Genomic DNA, 15,865 nt, shown 5'->3' with positions numbered 1-15,865 from the left:
CTGTTATATGCAGTACTGCAGTACGTCGGAAAGCAAACCGCTTTTGCCGGAAAAACACAAACCCTCGGTAGTGACTCAGTGGACCGCCCCCGTCCGGAAACATGCGCGTTTCGGACATAGGCCACCGGGGCAATGACGATCACAGATGCAGAAGCATCCGGCTGTTGCCCAAGGTGTTCGGCTTCACTCGTTCGAGACCGAGGAACTCCGCGACGCCCTCGTCATAGGAACGCAACAGCTCCGCGTACACATCGGTGTCGACCGGCGTCTCCCCGATCTCCACGAAGCCGTGCTTCCCGAAGAAGTCGACTTCGAAGGTCAGGCAGAAAACGCGTCGAACGCCGAGCCAGCGCGCGGTCTGCAGCAACTTCTCCAGCAACTGATGACCGACGCCGGCGCCCTTGAGGCCGGGCTTCACCGCCAGTGTGCGGACTTCCGCGAGGTCCTCCCACATGACGTGCAGCGCTCCGCAGCCGACCACCTCGGCGTTGTCGTCGCGTTCGGCGACCCAGAACTCCTGGATGTCCTCGTAAAGCGTGACCGTGGCTTTGTCGAGCAGGATGCGGTCGCGGACGTAGGCGTCGAGGAGGTGGCGCACGGCGGGGACATCGCTGGTCCGGGCCCGGCGGACGGTGATGGCTTTTGCGGGGACTTCGGGACGCTCTGCTGACATGAGCGGACGCTATCGCCCGTCGGTGCCCTCCGCCGCGCCGGGGTTCTCCTCTTGCCGGGCTTCGGCAGGTTCCTGTCGGCGGGCTTCGGGGGGTTCCCGGGTTTGTTCCGGCCCCTGGACGATGCGTACGGCGTCCCTGAGGGCCTGGCGCTGTTCCTCGCTCATCATGCCGAAGAAGGCGACGAGAGCGGCTGCCGGGTTGTCACTCTGCGACCAGGCGTCGTTCATGAGGGCGGCCGCGTACGCGGCTCGTGTCGACACGGCCTCATATCGATAGGCCCGCCCTTCGGCCTCACGGCGCACCCAGCCCTTCTGATGGAGATTGTCCAAAACGGTCATCACGGTGGTGTACGCGATGGAGCGTTCCCGCTGGAGGTCTTCCAGGACTTCTCGAACGGTCACCGGGCGGTTCCACTTCCACACCCGCGTCATGACCGCGTCTTCGAGTTCTCCCAATGGGCGAGGCACAACTCAGAACAATAGTGGGAGATCCCGGCAATGGCGTGCCGGACGTGCGCTAGGGCTGCAAACGGGAACAAAAAGGGCGTACGACTCGTGCGGCGCCGGGGCGCGGGAGTCGTACGCCGGGGGACGGCCAGGGTCGGCCGGGAAGGTCCGGTGGGCCCGCCGGGCGGCCCCGGAGGCCGCACCGAAGGGCTGTGACCTGCGGTGATGTGGTGTGCTCCGCCGTGGTCCGCTCAGGCGTCGCCGGCGGCGGAGGCCTTGCGGCCGCCCTCCGCGCGGGCGAGGGCGGCGTCGACGGCCGCGTCCTCCTTGGCCTTGGCGGCCCCGCCCTGGGTCTTCACGATCACCCTGACCACACCGATGAAGAACACGGCCATGACGACCGGGGGCACGAGCGCGGCGACGTAGTCCATGGCTCCAGAGTAGCCATGCCGGAACGCCCGAAAGGGGCGGGGCGTCCCTAACCCGCGGCGAGCCGGGGCGGGGCGGACTCCGCCGGGGGTGTCGGTTTGCGGCGCGGGAAGACCTCTCCGGGCGTCGGGATGGGCCGCTTGGGGGCGGCCGGTTCCGGGGCCGGCCGCTCCCCGGGGCCGGGCGCCGGCTTCTGTCCCGGCTCCCGCGCGGGCTCCTGCGGGGGCCTGGAGGGCGTGTCGGCCTCACCTTCGCCCCGCGGTGCCCCGGACTCCCCCGCGCCGCCCGCGAGCGCCAGCAGACGGGTCCTCGCGGGCGGCACGGCGGGCGCCGGCACCTTCCGCCCGCCCTGCGCGAACCGCGCCCGTACGTCCTGCTCGGCCAGCTCCTGACAGCGGTCCAGCAACGCCGCCGCCGCGGGGTTGCCGCGCAGCGCCCGGAGCGCGGCGAGATCGTCCGGCGTCGGCCGGTGCCCGGCGCCGAGCGCCTCCTCCAGGAGGGTGAGGTAGCCGGCGGCGGTACCCGGCAGGGCGGCCCGGTAGCGGCCCAGGTCGGCCACCAGGAAGGCACGCAGTCTGGCCCCCTCGCACATCGCCTCGTCGAGCGACTCGGCGAGCCGGAAACAGTCCTGCACGTCCTCGGCGGAGGCGTGGCCGGGGTGAAGGGCGAGGGCGAGGGCGCGGCGGAGCACACGCAGCTCCTCCACGCCGAACGCCATGCCGCCGCGGGATCCGTATGGCGTGGGCATGCGGCGACGCTACCCACTAATCGGACAAAAGTGACGATTCCGCATCTTGTTTCCCCCGCGTGTCGCTCTGGCTTTCCCTCATCCGGTGCCACCGGGGCGGCGACGATCACCGACGTCACGCGGGGTTGGGGGGCGTCGGGGGCGGGGCCGGGGGGACGTCGGAGGGGCCGGGCGGCGTTGGGAGGGGCGTGGGGACGTCGAGGCGGGGCCGGGGGCGTCGGGGGCCGTGGGGACGTCGGGGCGGGCCGGGGCGCGTCCGGCAAGGCCGTGGACTCCGAGGGGGAGGCCGGGGGCGTCGGGGGCCGGGCGGCGTCGGGAGGGGCCGGGGGCGCGTCCGGCAAGGCCGGGGGCTCCGACGGGGAGGCCGGGGGGCGTCGCGGACGAGGGGCGTCGCGGGCAGGGCTGCTGGAGCACCCGGCCAGGGTTTGCCTCCGTTGGGCGGGCCGGCTGGAGCCCCTGTGAGGGGGCGGCGTCACCGTTGCGGCGGTGGAGTCCCCGGCGGGGCCGATACGGACCAGGGTGGGGGCAGGGGCGTCGTCGGCCGGGCCGGGGGGATCGCCGGGACGGCCCGGCGCCTGGTGGGGCGCCGGGCCTCGCTCACAGCCGGGACACGTTGCGTTCGTAGACCAGGCGGAGGCCTATCAGGGTCAGCCACGGCTGGTGCTCGTCGATCACCGAGGACTCGCCCAGCACCATCGGCGCCAGACCGCCCGTGGCGATCACCGTCACGTCGTCCGGGTCGTCGGCGAGCTCCCTGGCCATCCGGCCGACGACCCCGTCGACCTGCCCGGCGAACCCGTACACGATGCCCGCCTGCATCGCCTCGACCGTGTTCTTGCCGATCACGCTGCGCGGCCGGGCCACCTCGATCTTCCGCAGCTGCGCCCCCTTGACGCCGAGCGCCTCCACGGAGATCTCGATGCCGGGCGCGATCACCCCGCCGACGTACTCCCCGCGCGCGGAGACCGCGTCGAAGGTCGTCGCCGTACCGAAGTCCACGACGATCGCCGGTCCGCCGTACAGGTCGACGGCCGCGACCGCGTTGATGATCCGGTCGGCGCCGACCTCCTTGGGGTTGTCGGTGAGGATCGGCACGCCCGTCTTCACGCCCGGCTCGACCAGGACGGCGGGTACGTCGCCGTAGTACCGCCGGGTGACCTCGCGCAGTTCGTGCAGCACCGACGGGACGGTCGCGCAGATCGCGATGCCGTCGATGCCGTCGCCCAGTTCCTCGCCGAGCAGCGGGTGCATGCCCATCAGGCCCTGGAGCAGCACCGCCAGCTCGTCCGCCGTGCGGCGCGCGTCCGTGGAGATGCGCCAGTGCTCGACGATGTCCTCACCGTCGAACAGCCCGAGGACGGTGTGCGTGTTGCCGACGTCGATCGTGAGGAGCATGGCCGTTACTCCGCCTCGCGCAGGTCCAGGCCGATGTCCAGGATCGGCGAGGAGTGGGTCAGCGCGCCGACGGCCAGGAAGTCCACTCCGGTCTCCGCGTACGCGCGCGCGTTGGCGAGCGTCAGCCGCCCGGAGGCCTCCAACAGCGCCCGCCCGCCGACGATGCCGACGGCCTCCTCGCACTCGCCGGGGGTGAAGTTGTCCAGCAGGATCAGGTCGGCGCCCGCGTCCACGACCTCGCGCAGCTGGTGCAGCGTGTCGACCTCGACCTCGATCGGCACGTCCGGGAAGGCCTCCCGTACCGCCTTGAAGGCCTGCGCGACGCCACCGGCGGCGACCACGTGGTTGTCCTTCACCAGGGCCGCGTCGGACAGCGACATGCGGTGGTTGACGCCCCCGCCGCAGCGGACGGCGAACTTCTCCAGCGAGCGCAGGCCCGGCGTCGTCTTGCGGGTGTCCCGCACGCGCGCCTTGGTCCCCTCCAGCGCGTCCGCCCACGCGCGCGTGGCGGTCGCGATGCCGGACAGCCGGCACAGGATGTTCAGCGCGCTGCGCTCCGCGGTGAGCAGGTCACGCGTGCGCGTGGTGACCGACAGCAGCTTCTGCCCGGCCTCGATCCGGTCGCCGTCCTCGACGTGCCGCTCGACCTCGAACTCGTCCGTGCAGACCACGGAGAGCACGGCCTCGGCGACCCGGAGGCCGGCCACGACCCCCGCCTCGCGCGCGGTGAAGTCGGCGGTGGCCACCGCGTCCTCGGGGATGGTCGACACGGTGGTCACGTCCACACCGCCGTCCAGGTCCTCCTGGATGGCGACGTTGGCGATGTCCTCGACCTCGACCGGGTCGAGTCCGGCAGCGGCCAGCAGTTCGGCGAGCGCGGGGTCCAGCCCGCACTCCAGGTACTCCTCGTCGCCCTCGGCGCCGCAGGTGCAGCCGTCGCCGCAGCCGCCGGTCGAGGCGAGGGGAAGGTCGTCGGTGCTCACGTCTGTCACTGCTCCTGGGGCGCTGGTGTTACCGGACAGGGGGGAAGTCTGCGGTGTCGGTGGTGCGTACGGCCAGCGACCGGTCCGGATTGAGCCGTACGACGATGTGGCGCCGCCAGTTCGCGTCGTCGCGCTCGGCGCGGTCCTCGCGCCAGTGGCAGCCGCGGGTCTCCTCGCGCAGCCGGGCGGCGGCGACCAGGGCCCGGGCCACGCACAGGAGGTTCGTGGCCTCCCAGGTGTCCACGCCGGGCTCGGCGGTCTTGCCGTTCTCCTCCAGCGCGTCCCGGGCCTCGGCGTGCAGCTTCTGGAGCCGGTCCGCGGCCCTGGCGAGGGACTCCTCGGAACGCAGCACGCCCGCGCCCTCGGTCATGGTCCGCTGGATGGCGAACCGGGTCTCGGGGGTGAGCAGCGGGTGGGCCGGCTTCTCGGGGTCCGGGACCGGTGCGGGCACCCGCGCGTGCAGGCCGTCCGCCGCGCGGGCTGCCGCGATGTCGGCGGCGATCCGCTCGGCGTAGACGAGACCTTCGAGGAGGGAGTTGGAGGCGAGCCGGTTGGCGCCGTGCACGCCGGTGCAGGCGACCTCGCCGCACGCGTACAGGCCCGGGACCGTGGTGCGCCCCCGCGCGTCGGTGCGGACGCCGCCGGAGGCGTAGTGGGCGGCCGGGGCGACCGGGATGGGCTCGGTGACCGGGTCGATCCCGTTGGCGCGGCAGGCGGCCAGGATGGTCGGGAAGCGGTTCTCCCACATGGCGGCGCCGAAGTGCCGGGCGTCGAGGTACATGTGCTCGGCGCCCTGCTCCAGCATCCGCCGCGTGATGCCCTTGGCGACGATGTCCCGGGGCGCCAGCTCGGCCAGTTCGTGCTGGCCCACCATGAAGCGCACGCCGTCCCCGTCGACCACGTGAGCGCCCTCGCCGCGCACCGCCTCGGAGACCAGCGGCTGCTGGCCCTCGGCGTCCGCGCCGAGGAACAGCACAGTCGGGTGGAACTGCACGAACTCCAGGTCGCTGACCTCGGCGCCCGCGCGCAGCGCCAGCGCCACGCCGTCACCGGTCGACACGGACGGGTTGGTGGTCGCCGAGAACACCTGCCCCATGCCGCCGGTCGCGAGGACCACGGCGGGAGCGTGCACGGCACCCACGCCGTCGTGCTGGCCCTCGCCCATCACATGCAGGGTGACCCCGGCCGTCCGGCCCTCGGCGTCCGTCAGCAGGTCCAGGACCAGCGCGTTCTCGATGGTGCGCAGCCCGCGCGCGCGTACGGCCTCCACGAGCGCCCGGGAGACCTCCGCGCCGGTGGCGTCGCCGCCCGCGTGCGCGATCCGGCGCCGGTGGTGGCCGCCCTCGCGGGTGAGGTGGATGTCGCCCTCGTCGTCGGTGTCGAAGTGGGCACCGGTGGAGATCAGCCGCCGGACGGCGTCGGGGCCCTCGGTGACGAGGATGCGCACGGCCTCCTCGTCGCACAGGCCCGCGCCGGCCACCAGGGTGTCCTCCAGGTGCTGCTCGGGGGTGTCGCCCTCGCCGAGGGCCGCGGCGATGCCGCCCTGCGCCCAGCGCGTGGAGCCGTCGTCCAGGCGGGCCTTGGTGACGACGACCGTGGTGAGCCCGGCGGCCTCGCAGCGCAGCGCCGCGGTCAGGCCGGCCACGCCGGAGCCGACGACGACCACGTCCGCGGAGATGCTCCACCCGGGGGCGGGCGCGTGCAGTCGTATGCCTGTGCTGGTCACGAGGCGGCTCCGAAGGTGAGAGGAAGATTGTCGATCAGCCGGGTCGTGCCGACCCGGGCGGCGACGGCGAGGACGGCCTCGCCGGTGAAGTCGTCGCCGACCTCGGTGAAGTCGGCGGGGTCGACCAGCGCCAGGTAGTCCAGCCGGAGGGGCGGGTCGAAGCGGGCGGCCTCGTCCAGGACCTGGCGGGCGGCGGCGCGGACGGCCGCCGGGCCGCCGGGCGCGGCGGTGGCCACCGCGTGCGCGTCGGCCGCCGCGCGGGACTCCCCTATGGCGCTCAGCGCCTCGGCACGCGCGTGCGTGGAGGGCACTTCCCGGGCCCGCGCGCGCAGCGCCTCCTGTGCCGCGTGCCGGTCCCGGCCGGCGAACAGCGCGCGGGACAGCGCGAGGGCGGTACGGCGCTCGTCCGGCGAGAGGTAGCGGTTGCGGCTGGACAGGGCGAGCCCGTCCTCCTCGCGCACGGTCGGAACGGCGACGATCTCGACGCCGAAGTTGAGGTCCCGCACCATGCGCCGGATCAGGGCGAGCTGCTGGGCGTCCTTCTGGCCGAACAGGGCGACGTCGGGGCGGGTGAGGTGCAGCAGCTTGGCGACGACGGTGAGCATCCCGTCGAAGTGCCCGGGGCGCGAGGCACCCTCCAGGCGCTCGCCCATGGGGCCCGCGGAGACGCGCACCTGGGGTTCGCCGCCCGGGTAGACCTCGTCCACGGAGGGCGCGAACACGGCGTCCGCGCCCGCCTGCTCGGCGAGCTTGAGATCGGCGTCCAGGGTGCGCGGGTAGCGGTCCAGGTCCTCGCCCGCGCCGAACTGCAACGGGTTGACGAAGACCGTGACGACGACCTCGCCGTCGGGGGCGACGGCCTCCCGCGCGGCGCGGATGAGGGTCGCGTGGCCCTCGTGCAGGGCGCCCATGGTCATCACGACGGCGCGACGGCCGTGGCGCACACGCGCGTGCAGCTCGTCGGCGGTGCTCAGCAGGGCCGTGCTCATCGGTCGTTCCCCTCGCTGCCGGTGGTGCCGTCGGAGCCGTTCGTGCCGTCGGCGTTCGTGCCGTCGGAGCCGGTCGTGCCTTCGGAGCCGTTCGTGCCGTCGGAGCCGTTCGTGCCGTCGGTTCCCTCGCCTCCCTGGCTCGCGTGCCCTTCCCGGCTCGCGTGGCCTGCGTCGGCGAGTACCCCGAGGAGGTCCTCGGCGAGTTCCGGCTTCAGCAGGCCGTGGGCGAGCGCGCGGTCGGCGGTCGCGCGGGCCATCGCCAGGTAGCCCGCCACGGTCTGCGGGGCGTGCCTGCGCAGCTCGGTGACGTGCGCGGCGACCGTACCGGCGTCCCCGCGCGCGACCGGTCCGGTCAGGGCGGCGTCGCCGGAGCGCAGGGCGTTGTCCAGGGCGGCTCCGAGCAGCGGGCCGAGCATCCGGTCGGGCGCCGCCACACCGGCGGTGCGCAGCAGTTCCATGGACTGGGCCACAAGGGTCACCAGGTGGTTGGCGCCGAGCGCGAGGGCCGCGTGGTACAGCGGGCGGTTCTGCTCGCTGATCCACTCCGGTTCGCCGCCCATCTCGATCACCAGCGCCTCGGCGGCCAGCCGCAGCTCCTCGGGCGCGGTGACGCCGAAGGAGCAGCCCGCGAGCCGCTGGACGTCGACCGGCGTGCCGGTGAAGGTCATCGCGGGGTGCAGGGCCAGCGGCAGCGCGCCCGCGCGCAGGGCCGGGTCGAGCACCTTCGCGCCGTACCGGCCGGAGGTGTGCACGAGCAGTTGTCCGGGGCGTACCGCGCCGGTCTCGGCGAGGCCGGCGACCAGGCCGGGCAGGACGTCGTCGGGGACCGTGAGCAGCACCAGGTCGGCGCGCTGGAGCACCTCGGCGGGCGGCACCAGCGGGACGTCCGGGAGCATGGCCTCGGCACGCCTGCGGGAGGCGTCGGAGACTCCGGAGACGGCCACCGGGCGGTGCCCGGCGAGCTGGAGGGACGCGGCCAGCGCGGGGCCCACGCGACCGGCGCCGACGACGCCGACGGTGAGCCGCGCGGGGCGGTCCTTGAGGTCTGGTTGGTGGACTGTACTCACGCGACGGCGGCCTTCCCGTTCCAGTCCGCTCTGGGTACCGGACGATTTCTCGTCATGTTAACGCTATCGGGTGGGGCGGCGGCCGGTTGTCCACAGGCTGTGGGTTTCACCACGTCCCCCCCGGCCCTTCCTCACCGGAAAAACCCGGCTGCCGCGCGGCTGCCGGGTCCCGCCGGAAAACCCGGCTGCCGCGCGAGGGCCGTGCGGGGCATCATCCACGGCATGACTGATGTGGCTGAGCAGGACGACGAACGATCGGCGGAGGAACGCTCGCGGGAGCGGCGCAGGGCCGCCCAGCGGGGGGCGCGGCGCATCCTCGCGCACACGACCGCCCGGGACTCGATCCGCGAACGGCTCGCGCTGCTCCGGGAAGCGGGCGCCGAGGTGTACGACCTGGACGAGCCCGCCGACGTCTACGGCGACCGGATCGTGGCCACCCTGGAGGAGCGGGTGGCCGCGCTGCTCGGCACCGAGGCCGCCGCGTTCTTCCCCACGGGCACCATGGCCCAGCAGGTGGCCCTGCGCTGCTGGGCGGCCCGCACCGGCAACCCGGCGGTGGCGCTGCACCCGCTGGCCCACCCGGAGGTGCATGAACGGCAGGCGTTCAGCCAGGTCAGCGGGTTGCGTCCGGTCAGGGTGGGCGGGGAGCGCCGACTGCCCACGGCGGCCGAGATACGAGAACTCGAAGAGCCCTTCGGGGCGCTGATGCTGGAGCTGCCCCTGCGGGACGCCGGCTTCGTGCTGCCCACCTGGGAGGAGCTGACCGGGGCCGTCGAGGCGGCGCGGGAGCGCGACGCGGTGGTGCACTTCGACGGCGCGCGCCTGTGGGAGTGCACCGAGCACTTCGGGCGTCCCCTGGCGGAGATCGCCGGCCTCGCCGACAGCGTCTACGTGTCGTTCTACAAGTCCGTCGGCGGCTTCGGCGGCGCCGCGCTCGCCGGTCCGAGGACGCTGGTGGAGGAGGCGAAGACCTGGCGGCACCGGTACGGCGGCATGCTCTTCCAGCAGTTCCCGACCGTCCTGTCCGCGCTCGTCGGCCTGGACCGCGAAGTGCCCCGGCTGCCCGAGTACGTGCGGCACGCGCGCGTGGTGGCCGCCGCGCTGCGCGAGGGCTTCGCGGCGGCCGGGGTGCCCTGGGCCCGCGTCCACCCGGAGGTGCCGCACACCCACCAGTTCCAGGTCTGGCTGCCGTACGAGCCGGAGGTGGCCGCCGAGGCGGCCCTCCGCCAGGCCGAGGAGACCTCGGTGATGCTCTTCGCGAACGTCTGGAACGCCGGCGGCCCTGGCCTCGCGTTCACGGAGGTCGGCGTCCAGGCCGCGGGGCTGGAGTGGACGGCGGACGACGTCCGCACGGCCGTACGGGACTTCGTGGACCGCCTGCCCGGCGGGGCCTGGCTAGAGGGCGCGGGGGCGCGGTCGGCGGGTCAGGGCGCGCAGTCGGCGGGTCAGGCTGCGCCGGAGCCGCCCGCGCGCCGGGCGTCCGGCGATGACCGCGCGGAAGCGCCGGTGGTCGCGCAGCTCGCGCAGGAGGCCGAGGTCGCGGAGGCCCGGCGCGGGCGGCTCGGGCTCGCCGTGCAGGCGGGCGCGGTAGCTGTCGAGGAGGTACTGCTGGGTGATGCTCATGGCTGATCGCCTTCTCGGGACGTGGTGATCGGTGACTGATCGGGCTCCGCGGCTGCCCCGGTGTCCTCAACGCTGCCCCTGACCGGCGCGGATGTCCCGTGGATTGACGGCTGCCGTCAATCCACGGGGGCACTGTCAGTGGCCCGGTGCACCATGGGGGCATGAGCGTGACCATCGACATCACCGGACTGCCCCTGGAGAGGGTCTCCGTCGTGCCCTCTCCGCTGGCGGAGCTGGGGATGGCGCTGCACGCGCTGAGGGAGCCCGGGCACCACCCGGAGCTGCGGGGCTGGGTGGCCGCCGTCTCCTCCCGGCTGGAGCCCTGCCTGGCCGACCGGCTGTGCGAGGCGGACTTCCTGTGGCACACGACGTTCTCGGACGTCTTCGCCCCGTTCGCCGGCCTCCCGGGCGGCCGCGGCCTTCCCGGCGCGACGCTCGCCGAGGAGCTGGACCAGCTGGACAAACTGACGGACGCCCAGTTCGTCAACGCCGCCCTGGAGTTCACCTGCCAGCTCCGCCACGACGTCCAGGAGCCCGGCCCGCTCGACGACCCGGAGCTGCGCCGCCGCTCCCTGGAACTGGCCGCCGCGCGCGGCGCCGTGCAGGAGCGGTTCACGCGCCGTCTGCTCACCGACCCGCCCGCCGTGCGCGCCTGGTTCCGCCAGCTGATGCTCGACTGCGACGACGCCTTCTTCGCCGACACCTGGGCCCGCATCCAGCCCCAGCTCGCCGCCGACGCCCGGCACAAGACCGAGCTGCTGCGCCGCAAAGGACTCGGCGAGGCCCTCGCGTCCCTGTCCGGAGCCGTCTCGCTGGACGAGGAGGCCGGGCTCGTCACGGTCGACAAGCTGCTGGTGGGCCGCACCGCCACCGGCGACGGCGGCCTGGTGCTGGTGCCGACCAGCCTCGGCTGGCCGCACGTGATGGTCCTGAACCGGTACGGCTGGCAGCCCTCGATCACCTACCCCGCGAGCGGTCCCCGGCCGCAGGCGCCCTCCGTGGAACAGCTCACGCGCCGGCTGGAGGCCCTGGCCCACCCGGTGCGGATGCGGCTGTGCCGGCACCTGGCGCGCGCCCCGCACACCACGAGCGAACTGGCCGACGCGCACGGCATGTCGGCACCCGAGATATCCCGGCACCTGACGGTGCTGAAGAAGGCGGGCCTGATCACCGACTGCCGCCGCGGCCGGTACGTCCAGCATCAGCTGGTCCTGTCCGCGGTGGCCCGGCTCGGCAGCGACTTCATCGAGGGCGTCCTGCGCTGAGTCAGCGGACCCCGGGCCGGCGGCCCTCGCCGAGGAAACGGGGCCGGCCCCGCGGCCCGCGCCCAGGAAGCGGGCCCGGGCCGCCGGCGTCAGCCGTGGCCGCCGGCGCGCACCAGTCCCGTCTCGTACGCCAGCACGACCACCTGCACCCGGTCGCGCAGCCCGAGCTTGGTCAGGATGCGGCCCACATGGGTCTTCACGGTCGCCTCGCTCAGCACCAGCCGGGCCGCGATCTCGCCGTTGGACAGGCCCTGCGCGACCAGCACCATGACCTCGCGCTCCCGCTCCGTGAGCCGTTCCAGCTCCTTGTGCCGGGGCTCCTTGCCGACGGAGGGCAGCATCGGCGCGAACCGGTCCAGCAGCCGCCGGGTGGTGGAGGGTGCCACGACCGCGTCGCCGCTGTGCACGGCACGGATGGCGGCGAGGAGATCACCGGGCGGGACGTCCTTGAGCATGAAGCCGGAGGCGCCCGCCTTCAGCCCGGAGAAGGCGTACTCGTCCAGGTCGAACGTGGTCAGGATGAGGACCTTGGGGGCGTCCGGCTCCGCGCAGATCCGCCGCGTGGCCTCCACACCGTCCAGCTTCGGCATCCGGACGTCCATGAGGACGACGTCGACGGCGGTGGACCGCAGCACCTGGAGGGCTTCGACGCCGTCGCCCGCCTCCGCGACGACCTCCATGTCCGGCTGGGCGGCGAGCACCATCCGGAACCCGGTGCGCAGCAGCACCTGGTCGTCGACGAGCATCACGCGGATCGTCATCGGGCCTCTTCCGTTCGGGATCATGGGGCGGTCAGTGCGCCGGTTTGAGGGGCAGCAGGGCGCTGATGCGGAATCCTCCGCCGGGGCGCGGCCCGGCGTCCAGGGTGCCGCCGACCATGCCGACGCGCTCCCGCATGCCGATCAGGCCGTGGCCCTGCCCGTCGGCGCCGCCCTCCTCGTACAGCTCGTGCGGGGCGCCCTTGCCGTCGTCCTCGACCAGCAGGCCGAGACCGTCGTCGAAGTAGACCAGGCGGACGCTCGCACCCGCGTCGGGCCCGCCGTGCTTGCGGGTGTTCGTGAGCGCCTCCTGCACGATCCGGTACGCGGTCAGCTCCACGCCGCTGGGCAGCGGCCGCGGGGTGCCCTCCACCTTGAAGTCGACCGGCAGGCCGGAGCTGCGGCACTGCTCGATGAGGTCGTCGATCTGCTCCACGTCGGGCTGCGGGACGTACTCCCCGCTCTCCTGGTGCTCGCCGGTGCGCAGGACACCCAGCAGGCGGCGCATCTCGGCCAGGGCCTGACGGCCGGTGGAGGAGATCGTCTCCAGGGCCTTCCTCGCCTGGTCGGGCGCGACGTCCATGACGTAGGCGGCACCGTCGGCCTGCACCACCATCACCGACACGTTGTGCGCGACGACGTCGTGCAGCTCGCGCGCGATCCGGGCGCGCTCGGCGGCGACCGCGACCTTCGCCTGCGCCTCGCGCTCCTTCTCCAGGCGGGCCGCGCGCTCCTCCAGCTGGGCGAAGTAGGCCCGCCGGGTGCGCATGGAGTCGCCGAGGACCCAGGCGAGGGCGAAGGGCACCGTCTGGAAGACCGCTATGGCGGCCTGTCCGAGGAAGCCGGTGTCCTCGGCCGGCCAGCGGATCTGGGCCACGCTCGCCGCGCAGAGGCTGACGGCGAGCGCCAGCCGGGAGGTCCAGCGCGCGCCGACCGTCGCGACCGTGTAGGTGATCACCAGCATGGCGAAGTCGGCGACGGTCGTCTCGATGTCCAGGATCAGCTGCACCAGCCCGGTCACGAGGGCGAGCAGCAGCATCGGCTCCGGGAAGCGGCGGCGCAGCGCCACGACCACGCACAGGACGGTGGACACGGCCATCCCGCCGGGGATCGTCCCGTGGTGGCCTCGCACCCCGTCGAGATTGACCACGCTCAGCGCGGACAGCCCGAGCAGGACGACGGCCCAGAAGGAGTCGACCCAGGTCGGGTGGCGGCGGAGGAAGTCATAGAGGCGCTGCACGTAACCCAGAGTAGGGAAACCAGATGCGTGCAGGGGTCAACCGAAGGGCCGATCCGCGCCCGGCGCGCGTACTCCCCAAGGTGGATGCCGTGATCACCGGTGTGCCTAGTCTGGTGCGGTGACGGATGGGACGACGGCGGAGGACTCCCGCCGGAACGGCACGGATCGCGCCCCGCGCGGCTGGCGCGTGGCGGCCGGGGCGGCCCTGTACGGGCCCGGCGGTTTCTACCGGCGCTCGGAGGGCCCGGCGGGCCACTTCCGCACGTCGGTGCACGCCTCCCCGCTGTTCGCGCGGGCCGTGGCCCGGCTGCTGTGCCGGGTCGACGCGGCGCTCGGGCGGCCCCCGGTGCTGGACTTCGTCGACATGGGCGCCGGGCGGGGGGAGCTGGTCGGCGGGGTGCTCGCCGCCCTGCCGGCCGACGTGGCCGCACGCGTGCGTGCGTTCGCCGTCGAGATCGCCGACCGGCCGGCCGGTCTGGACGAACGGATCACCTGGCTGAGCGAACTCCCGGGCGCGGTCACCGGGCTGCTGTTCGCCAACGAGTGGCTGGACAACGTGCCCGTGGACGTCGTGGAGGTGGACCGCGCGGGCGTGCCCCGGCTGGTGCTCGTCGCGCGGGACGGCTCCGAGCGGCTCGGGGAGCCCGTGACGGGCGCGCCGGCCGACTGGCTCGCGCGCTGGTGGCCGCTGCCGGCCGAGCAGGGGCTGCGGGCGGAGATCGGGCTGCCCCGGGACCGCGCCTGGGCGTCGGCCGTGGACCGGGTGGCGCGAGGGCTCGCGGTGGCCGTGGACTACGCGCACACGGTGGACGCGCGCCCCCCGTTCGGCACCCTCACCGGCTTCCGCGAGGGCCGGGAGACGGCACCCGTCCCGGACGGTTCCTGCGACATCACGGCCCATGTGGCCCTGGACGCGTGCGCCGAGGCGGCCCGTACGGCGCAGGCGCCCTCCGGCACGGCGCACACACCCTCCGGCACGGCACCGGCGCCCTCGGACGCGGCGCAGACGCCCCTGCACACGGCGCAGACGCCCCCTGACACGGCGCAGGTGACCCGCGTAACGGCGCGGGAGCTTCCCGGCGCGCGTCTGCTCACGCAACGCGCTGCTCTGCGCGCCCTCGGCATCACCGGCGCACGCCCCCCGCTCGCGCTCGCCTCCTCGGATCCTGCCGCCTATGTGCGCGCCCTCGCGAGCGCCGGTGAGGCAGCCGAGCTGACGGCACCGGGCGGCCTCGGCGACTTCGGCTGGCTGCTCCAGCCGGTCGGCATCCCGGACCCCCTGGAGCCGGACCCGCCGGACGCGCCCGGGCTGTGAAGCCCGGCTCGCCGATGTCGCCGACTGCTTGTCGCTACTTGTCGATGTCGCCGACCACGAAGAACATCGACCCCAGGATCGCCACCATGTCCGCCACCAGCGTTCCCGGCAGCAGTTCGGTCAGCGCCTGGATGTTGTTGTACGAGGCCGAGCGCAGCTTCAGCCGGTACGGGGTCTTGTCGCCCTTGCTGACCAGGTAGTAGCCGTTGATGCCGAGCGGGTTCTCGGTCCACGCGTACGTGTGCCCCTCGGGCGCCTTCAGCACCTTCGGCAGCCGCTGGTTGATCGGCCCGGGCGGCAGCTCGGCGAGCCGGTCCAGGCAGGCGTCGGCGAGGTCCAGCGCGTTGTGGGTCTGCGCCAGCAGCACCTCGAACCGGGCGAGGCAGTCGCCCTCGCTCCGGGTGACGACCTCCAGGGCGTCCTGGAGATCGCCGTAGGCCAGGTACGGCTCGTCGCGGCGCAGGTCGAAGTCGACGCCCGAGGCGCGCGCGATGGGCCCGCTCACGCCGTAGGCGTGCACCGCCTCCGGGGTCAGCACGCCCACCCCGCGGGTGCGCCCCCGGAAGATCTCGTTGCCGAGCACCAGGTCGTCGAAGACGTCCATGCGCGAGCGCACGGCGGCGACGGCCTCACGCGCGCGTGCGGTCCAGCCGGCCGGCAGGTCCTCCTTGAGGCCGCCGACGCGGTTGAACATGTAGTGCATGCGCCCGCCGGATACCTCCTCCATCACGTTCTGGAGCACCTCGCGCTCCCGGAACGCGTAGAACACCGGCGTGATCCCGCCCAGCTCCAGCGGGTAGGAGCCGAGGAACATCAGGTGGTTCAGCACCCGGTTCAGCTCGGCGAGCAGCGTGCGCGTCCACACCGCCCGCCCGGGGACCTCCATGCCGAGCATCCGCTCCACCGCGAGGACCACGCCCAGCTCGTTCGAGAACGCCGACAGCCAGTCGTGGCGGTTGGCGAGCACGATGATCTGCCGGTAGTCGCGCGCCTCGAAGAGCTTCTCCGCACCCCGGTGCATGTAGCCGATCACCGGCTCGGCGCGCACGATGCGCTCCCCGTCCAGCACGAGCCTGAGCCGCAGCACACCGTGCGTGGACGGGTGCTGGGGCCCGATGTTGAGCACCATGTCGGTGCTCTCCGCCGCCCCGCCGATACCGACCGTGGTCTCCGTCGTAGGAGTCATGGGCCCAGTTTCCCCTACGTA

Annotated in this window: 15 protein-coding genes and 1 pseudogene; 3 read left to right on the top strand and 13 right to left on the bottom strand. The window is 73.6% G+C overall.

Annotation, left to right across the window (positions count from 1 at the left end; genetic code table 11):
• Nucleotides 1-139: 139 nt before the first annotated feature.
• The 9 genes from ACH4LD_RS30345 to ACH4LD_RS30305 all read right to left on the bottom strand — a co-directional run bounded on the left by ACH4LD_RS30345 (nucleotide 140) and on the right by ACH4LD_RS30305 (nucleotide 8,457).
• Nucleotides 140-673 carry an amino-acid N-acetyltransferase gene (locus ACH4LD_RS30345; protein ID WP_103817334.1) on the bottom strand — a complete coding sequence of 178 codons (534 nt, stop codon included), beginning with the start codon at nucleotides 671-673 and terminating at the stop codon, nucleotides 140-142.
• 9 nt (nucleotides 674-682) lie between these two features.
• Complete coding sequence (locus ACH4LD_RS30340; RefSeq protein ID WP_398054601.1) at nucleotides 683-1,105, bottom strand: BlaI/MecI/CopY family transcriptional regulator; 423 nt, start codon at nucleotides 1,103-1,105, stop codon at nucleotides 683-685.
• A gap of 266 nt (nucleotides 1,106-1,371) precedes the next feature.
• A complete protein-coding gene (locus ACH4LD_RS30335; RefSeq protein WP_132789944.1) occupies nucleotides 1,372-1,551 on the bottom strand; it encodes a hypothetical protein in 180 nt (59 codons plus the stop codon).
• 47 nt (nucleotides 1,552-1,598) lie between these two features.
• A complete protein-coding gene (locus ACH4LD_RS30330) occupies nucleotides 1,599-2,267 on the bottom strand; it encodes a hypothetical protein (protein ID WP_398054972.1) in 669 nt (222 codons plus the stop codon).
• A gap of 627 nt (nucleotides 2,268-2,894) precedes the next feature.
• Nucleotides 2,895-3,692 carry a type III pantothenate kinase gene (locus ACH4LD_RS30325; protein WP_014674138.1) on the bottom strand — a complete coding sequence of 266 codons (798 nt, stop codon included), beginning with the start codon at nucleotides 3,690-3,692 and terminating at the stop codon, nucleotides 2,895-2,897.
• A 5-nt stretch (nucleotides 3,693-3,697) separates the two neighbouring features.
• Complete coding sequence (gene nadC, locus ACH4LD_RS30320) at nucleotides 3,698-4,675, bottom strand: carboxylating nicotinate-nucleotide diphosphorylase (RefSeq protein WP_132789947.1); 978 nt, start codon at nucleotides 4,673-4,675, stop codon at nucleotides 3,698-3,700.
• Between the two features lie 28 nt (nucleotides 4,676-4,703).
• A complete protein-coding gene (locus ACH4LD_RS30315; protein ID WP_398054602.1) occupies nucleotides 4,704-6,401 on the bottom strand; it encodes an L-aspartate oxidase in 1,698 nt (565 codons plus the stop codon).
• Complete coding sequence (gene panC / locus ACH4LD_RS30310) at nucleotides 6,398-7,390, bottom strand: pantoate--beta-alanine ligase (RefSeq protein WP_398054603.1); 993 nt, start codon at nucleotides 7,388-7,390, stop codon at nucleotides 6,398-6,400. The genes ACH4LD_RS30315 and panC overlap by 4 nt, the downstream gene beginning before the upstream one ends.
• Nucleotides 7,387-8,457, bottom strand: coding sequence for a DUF2520 domain-containing protein (locus tag ACH4LD_RS30305; protein ID WP_398054604.1), 1,071 nt, complete (start codon nucleotides 8,455-8,457; stop codon nucleotides 7,387-7,389). Before ACH4LD_RS30305 ends, panC begins: the two co-directional genes overlap by 4 nt.
• Before the next feature lie 222 nt (nucleotides 8,458-8,679).
• Between ACH4LD_RS30305 and ACH4LD_RS30300 the strand changes: the two are divergent.
• Nucleotides 8,680-9,843 (top strand): annotated as a pseudogene (locus ACH4LD_RS30300) (threonine aldolase family protein); the annotation flags it as partial.
• Between the two features lie 9 nt (nucleotides 9,844-9,852).
• On the opposite strand, the gene ACH4LD_RS30295 reads toward ACH4LD_RS30300, so the two are convergent.
• Nucleotides 9,853-10,080, bottom strand: coding sequence for a hypothetical protein (locus tag ACH4LD_RS30295; protein ID WP_398054973.1), 228 nt, complete (start codon nucleotides 10,078-10,080; stop codon nucleotides 9,853-9,855).
• 161 nt (nucleotides 10,081-10,241) lie between these two features.
• On the opposite strand from ACH4LD_RS30295, the gene ACH4LD_RS30290 reads away from it, so the two are divergent.
• Entirely contained in the window at nucleotides 10,242-11,345 is a 1,104-nt protein-coding gene (locus tag ACH4LD_RS30290) for a DUF5937 family protein (protein ID WP_398054605.1), read from the top strand.
• Between the two features lie 89 nt (nucleotides 11,346-11,434).
• Here ACH4LD_RS30290 and ACH4LD_RS30285 read toward each other — a convergent pair whose 3' ends face one another.
• The gene (locus ACH4LD_RS30285; protein WP_398054606.1) at nucleotides 11,435-12,106 is read right to left on the bottom strand and encodes a response regulator; all 672 of its coding nucleotides are present in this window, start codon (nucleotides 12,104-12,106) and stop codon (nucleotides 11,435-11,437) included.
• Nucleotides 12,107-12,137: 31 nt separating this feature from the next.
• Nucleotides 12,138-13,343 carry a sensor histidine kinase gene (locus ACH4LD_RS30280; protein ID WP_398054607.1) on the bottom strand — a complete coding sequence of 402 codons (1,206 nt, stop codon included), beginning with the start codon at nucleotides 13,341-13,343 and terminating at the stop codon, nucleotides 12,138-12,140.
• 118 nt (nucleotides 13,344-13,461) lie between these two features.
• Between ACH4LD_RS30280 and ACH4LD_RS30275 the strand changes: the two genes are divergently transcribed.
• On the top strand, nucleotides 13,462-14,658 hold the full coding sequence (locus ACH4LD_RS30275; protein WP_398054608.1) for an SAM-dependent methyltransferase: 1,197 nt from the start codon (nucleotides 13,462-13,464) through the stop codon (nucleotides 14,656-14,658).
• 34 nt (nucleotides 14,659-14,692) lie between these two features.
• Here the strand turns inward: ACH4LD_RS30275 and ACH4LD_RS30270 are convergent, their stop codons facing one another.
• On the bottom strand, nucleotides 14,693-15,844 hold the full coding sequence (locus tag ACH4LD_RS30270) for an NADH-quinone oxidoreductase subunit D (RefSeq protein WP_398054609.1): 1,152 nt from the start codon (nucleotides 15,842-15,844) through the stop codon (nucleotides 14,693-14,695).
• Nucleotides 15,845-15,865 lie beyond the last annotated feature (21 nt).

It is taken from the genome of Streptomyces sp. NPDC017676, assembly GCF_044329325.1.
GTDB lineage: Bacteria > Actinomycetota > Actinomycetes > Streptomycetales > Streptomycetaceae > Streptomyces.
Note: the sequence above shows the minus strand (reverse complement) of the source record. Positions and strands in the feature narration are given on the sequence as shown.

What these genes read in the sequence shown, in the direction of transcription:
- ACH4LD_RS30295 (WP_398054973.1), bottom strand. Translation starts at nt 10,080, where the DNA reads ATGAGCATCACCCAGCAGTACCTCCTCGACAGCTACCGCGCCCGCCTG.
- ACH4LD_RS30285 (WP_398054606.1), bottom strand. Translation starts at nt 12,106, where the DNA reads ATGACGATCCGCGTGATGCTCGTCGACGACCAGGTGCTGCTGCGCACC.
- ACH4LD_RS30340 (WP_398054601.1), bottom strand. Translation starts at nt 1,105, where the DNA reads ATGACGCGGGTGTGGAAGTGGAACCGCCCGGTGACCGTTCGAGAAGTC.
- ACH4LD_RS30290 (WP_398054605.1), top strand. Translation starts at nt 10,242, where the DNA reads ATGAGCGTGACCATCGACATCACCGGACTGCCCCTGGAGAGGGTCTCC.
- ACH4LD_RS30325 (WP_014674138.1), bottom strand. Translation starts at nt 3,692, where the DNA reads ATGCTCCTCACGATCGACGTCGGCAACACGCACACCGTCCTCGGGCTG.
- ACH4LD_RS30345 (WP_103817334.1), bottom strand. Translation starts at nt 673, where the DNA reads ATGTCAGCAGAGCGTCCCGAAGTCCCCGCAAAAGCCATCACCGTCCGC.
- panC (WP_398054603.1), bottom strand. Translation starts at nt 7,390, where the DNA reads ATGAGCACGGCCCTGCTGAGCACCGCCGACGAGCTGCACGCGCGTGTG.
- ACH4LD_RS30270 (WP_398054609.1), bottom strand. Translation starts at nt 15,844, where the DNA reads ATGACTCCTACGACGGAGACCACGGTCGGTATCGGCGGGGCGGCGGAG.
- ACH4LD_RS30330 (WP_398054972.1), bottom strand. Translation starts at nt 2,267, where the DNA reads ATGGCGTTCGGCGTGGAGGAGCTGCGTGTGCTCCGCCGCGCCCTCGCC.
- ACH4LD_RS30335 (WP_132789944.1), bottom strand. Translation starts at nt 1,551, where the DNA reads ATGGACTACGTCGCCGCGCTCGTGCCCCCGGTCGTCATGGCCGTGTTC.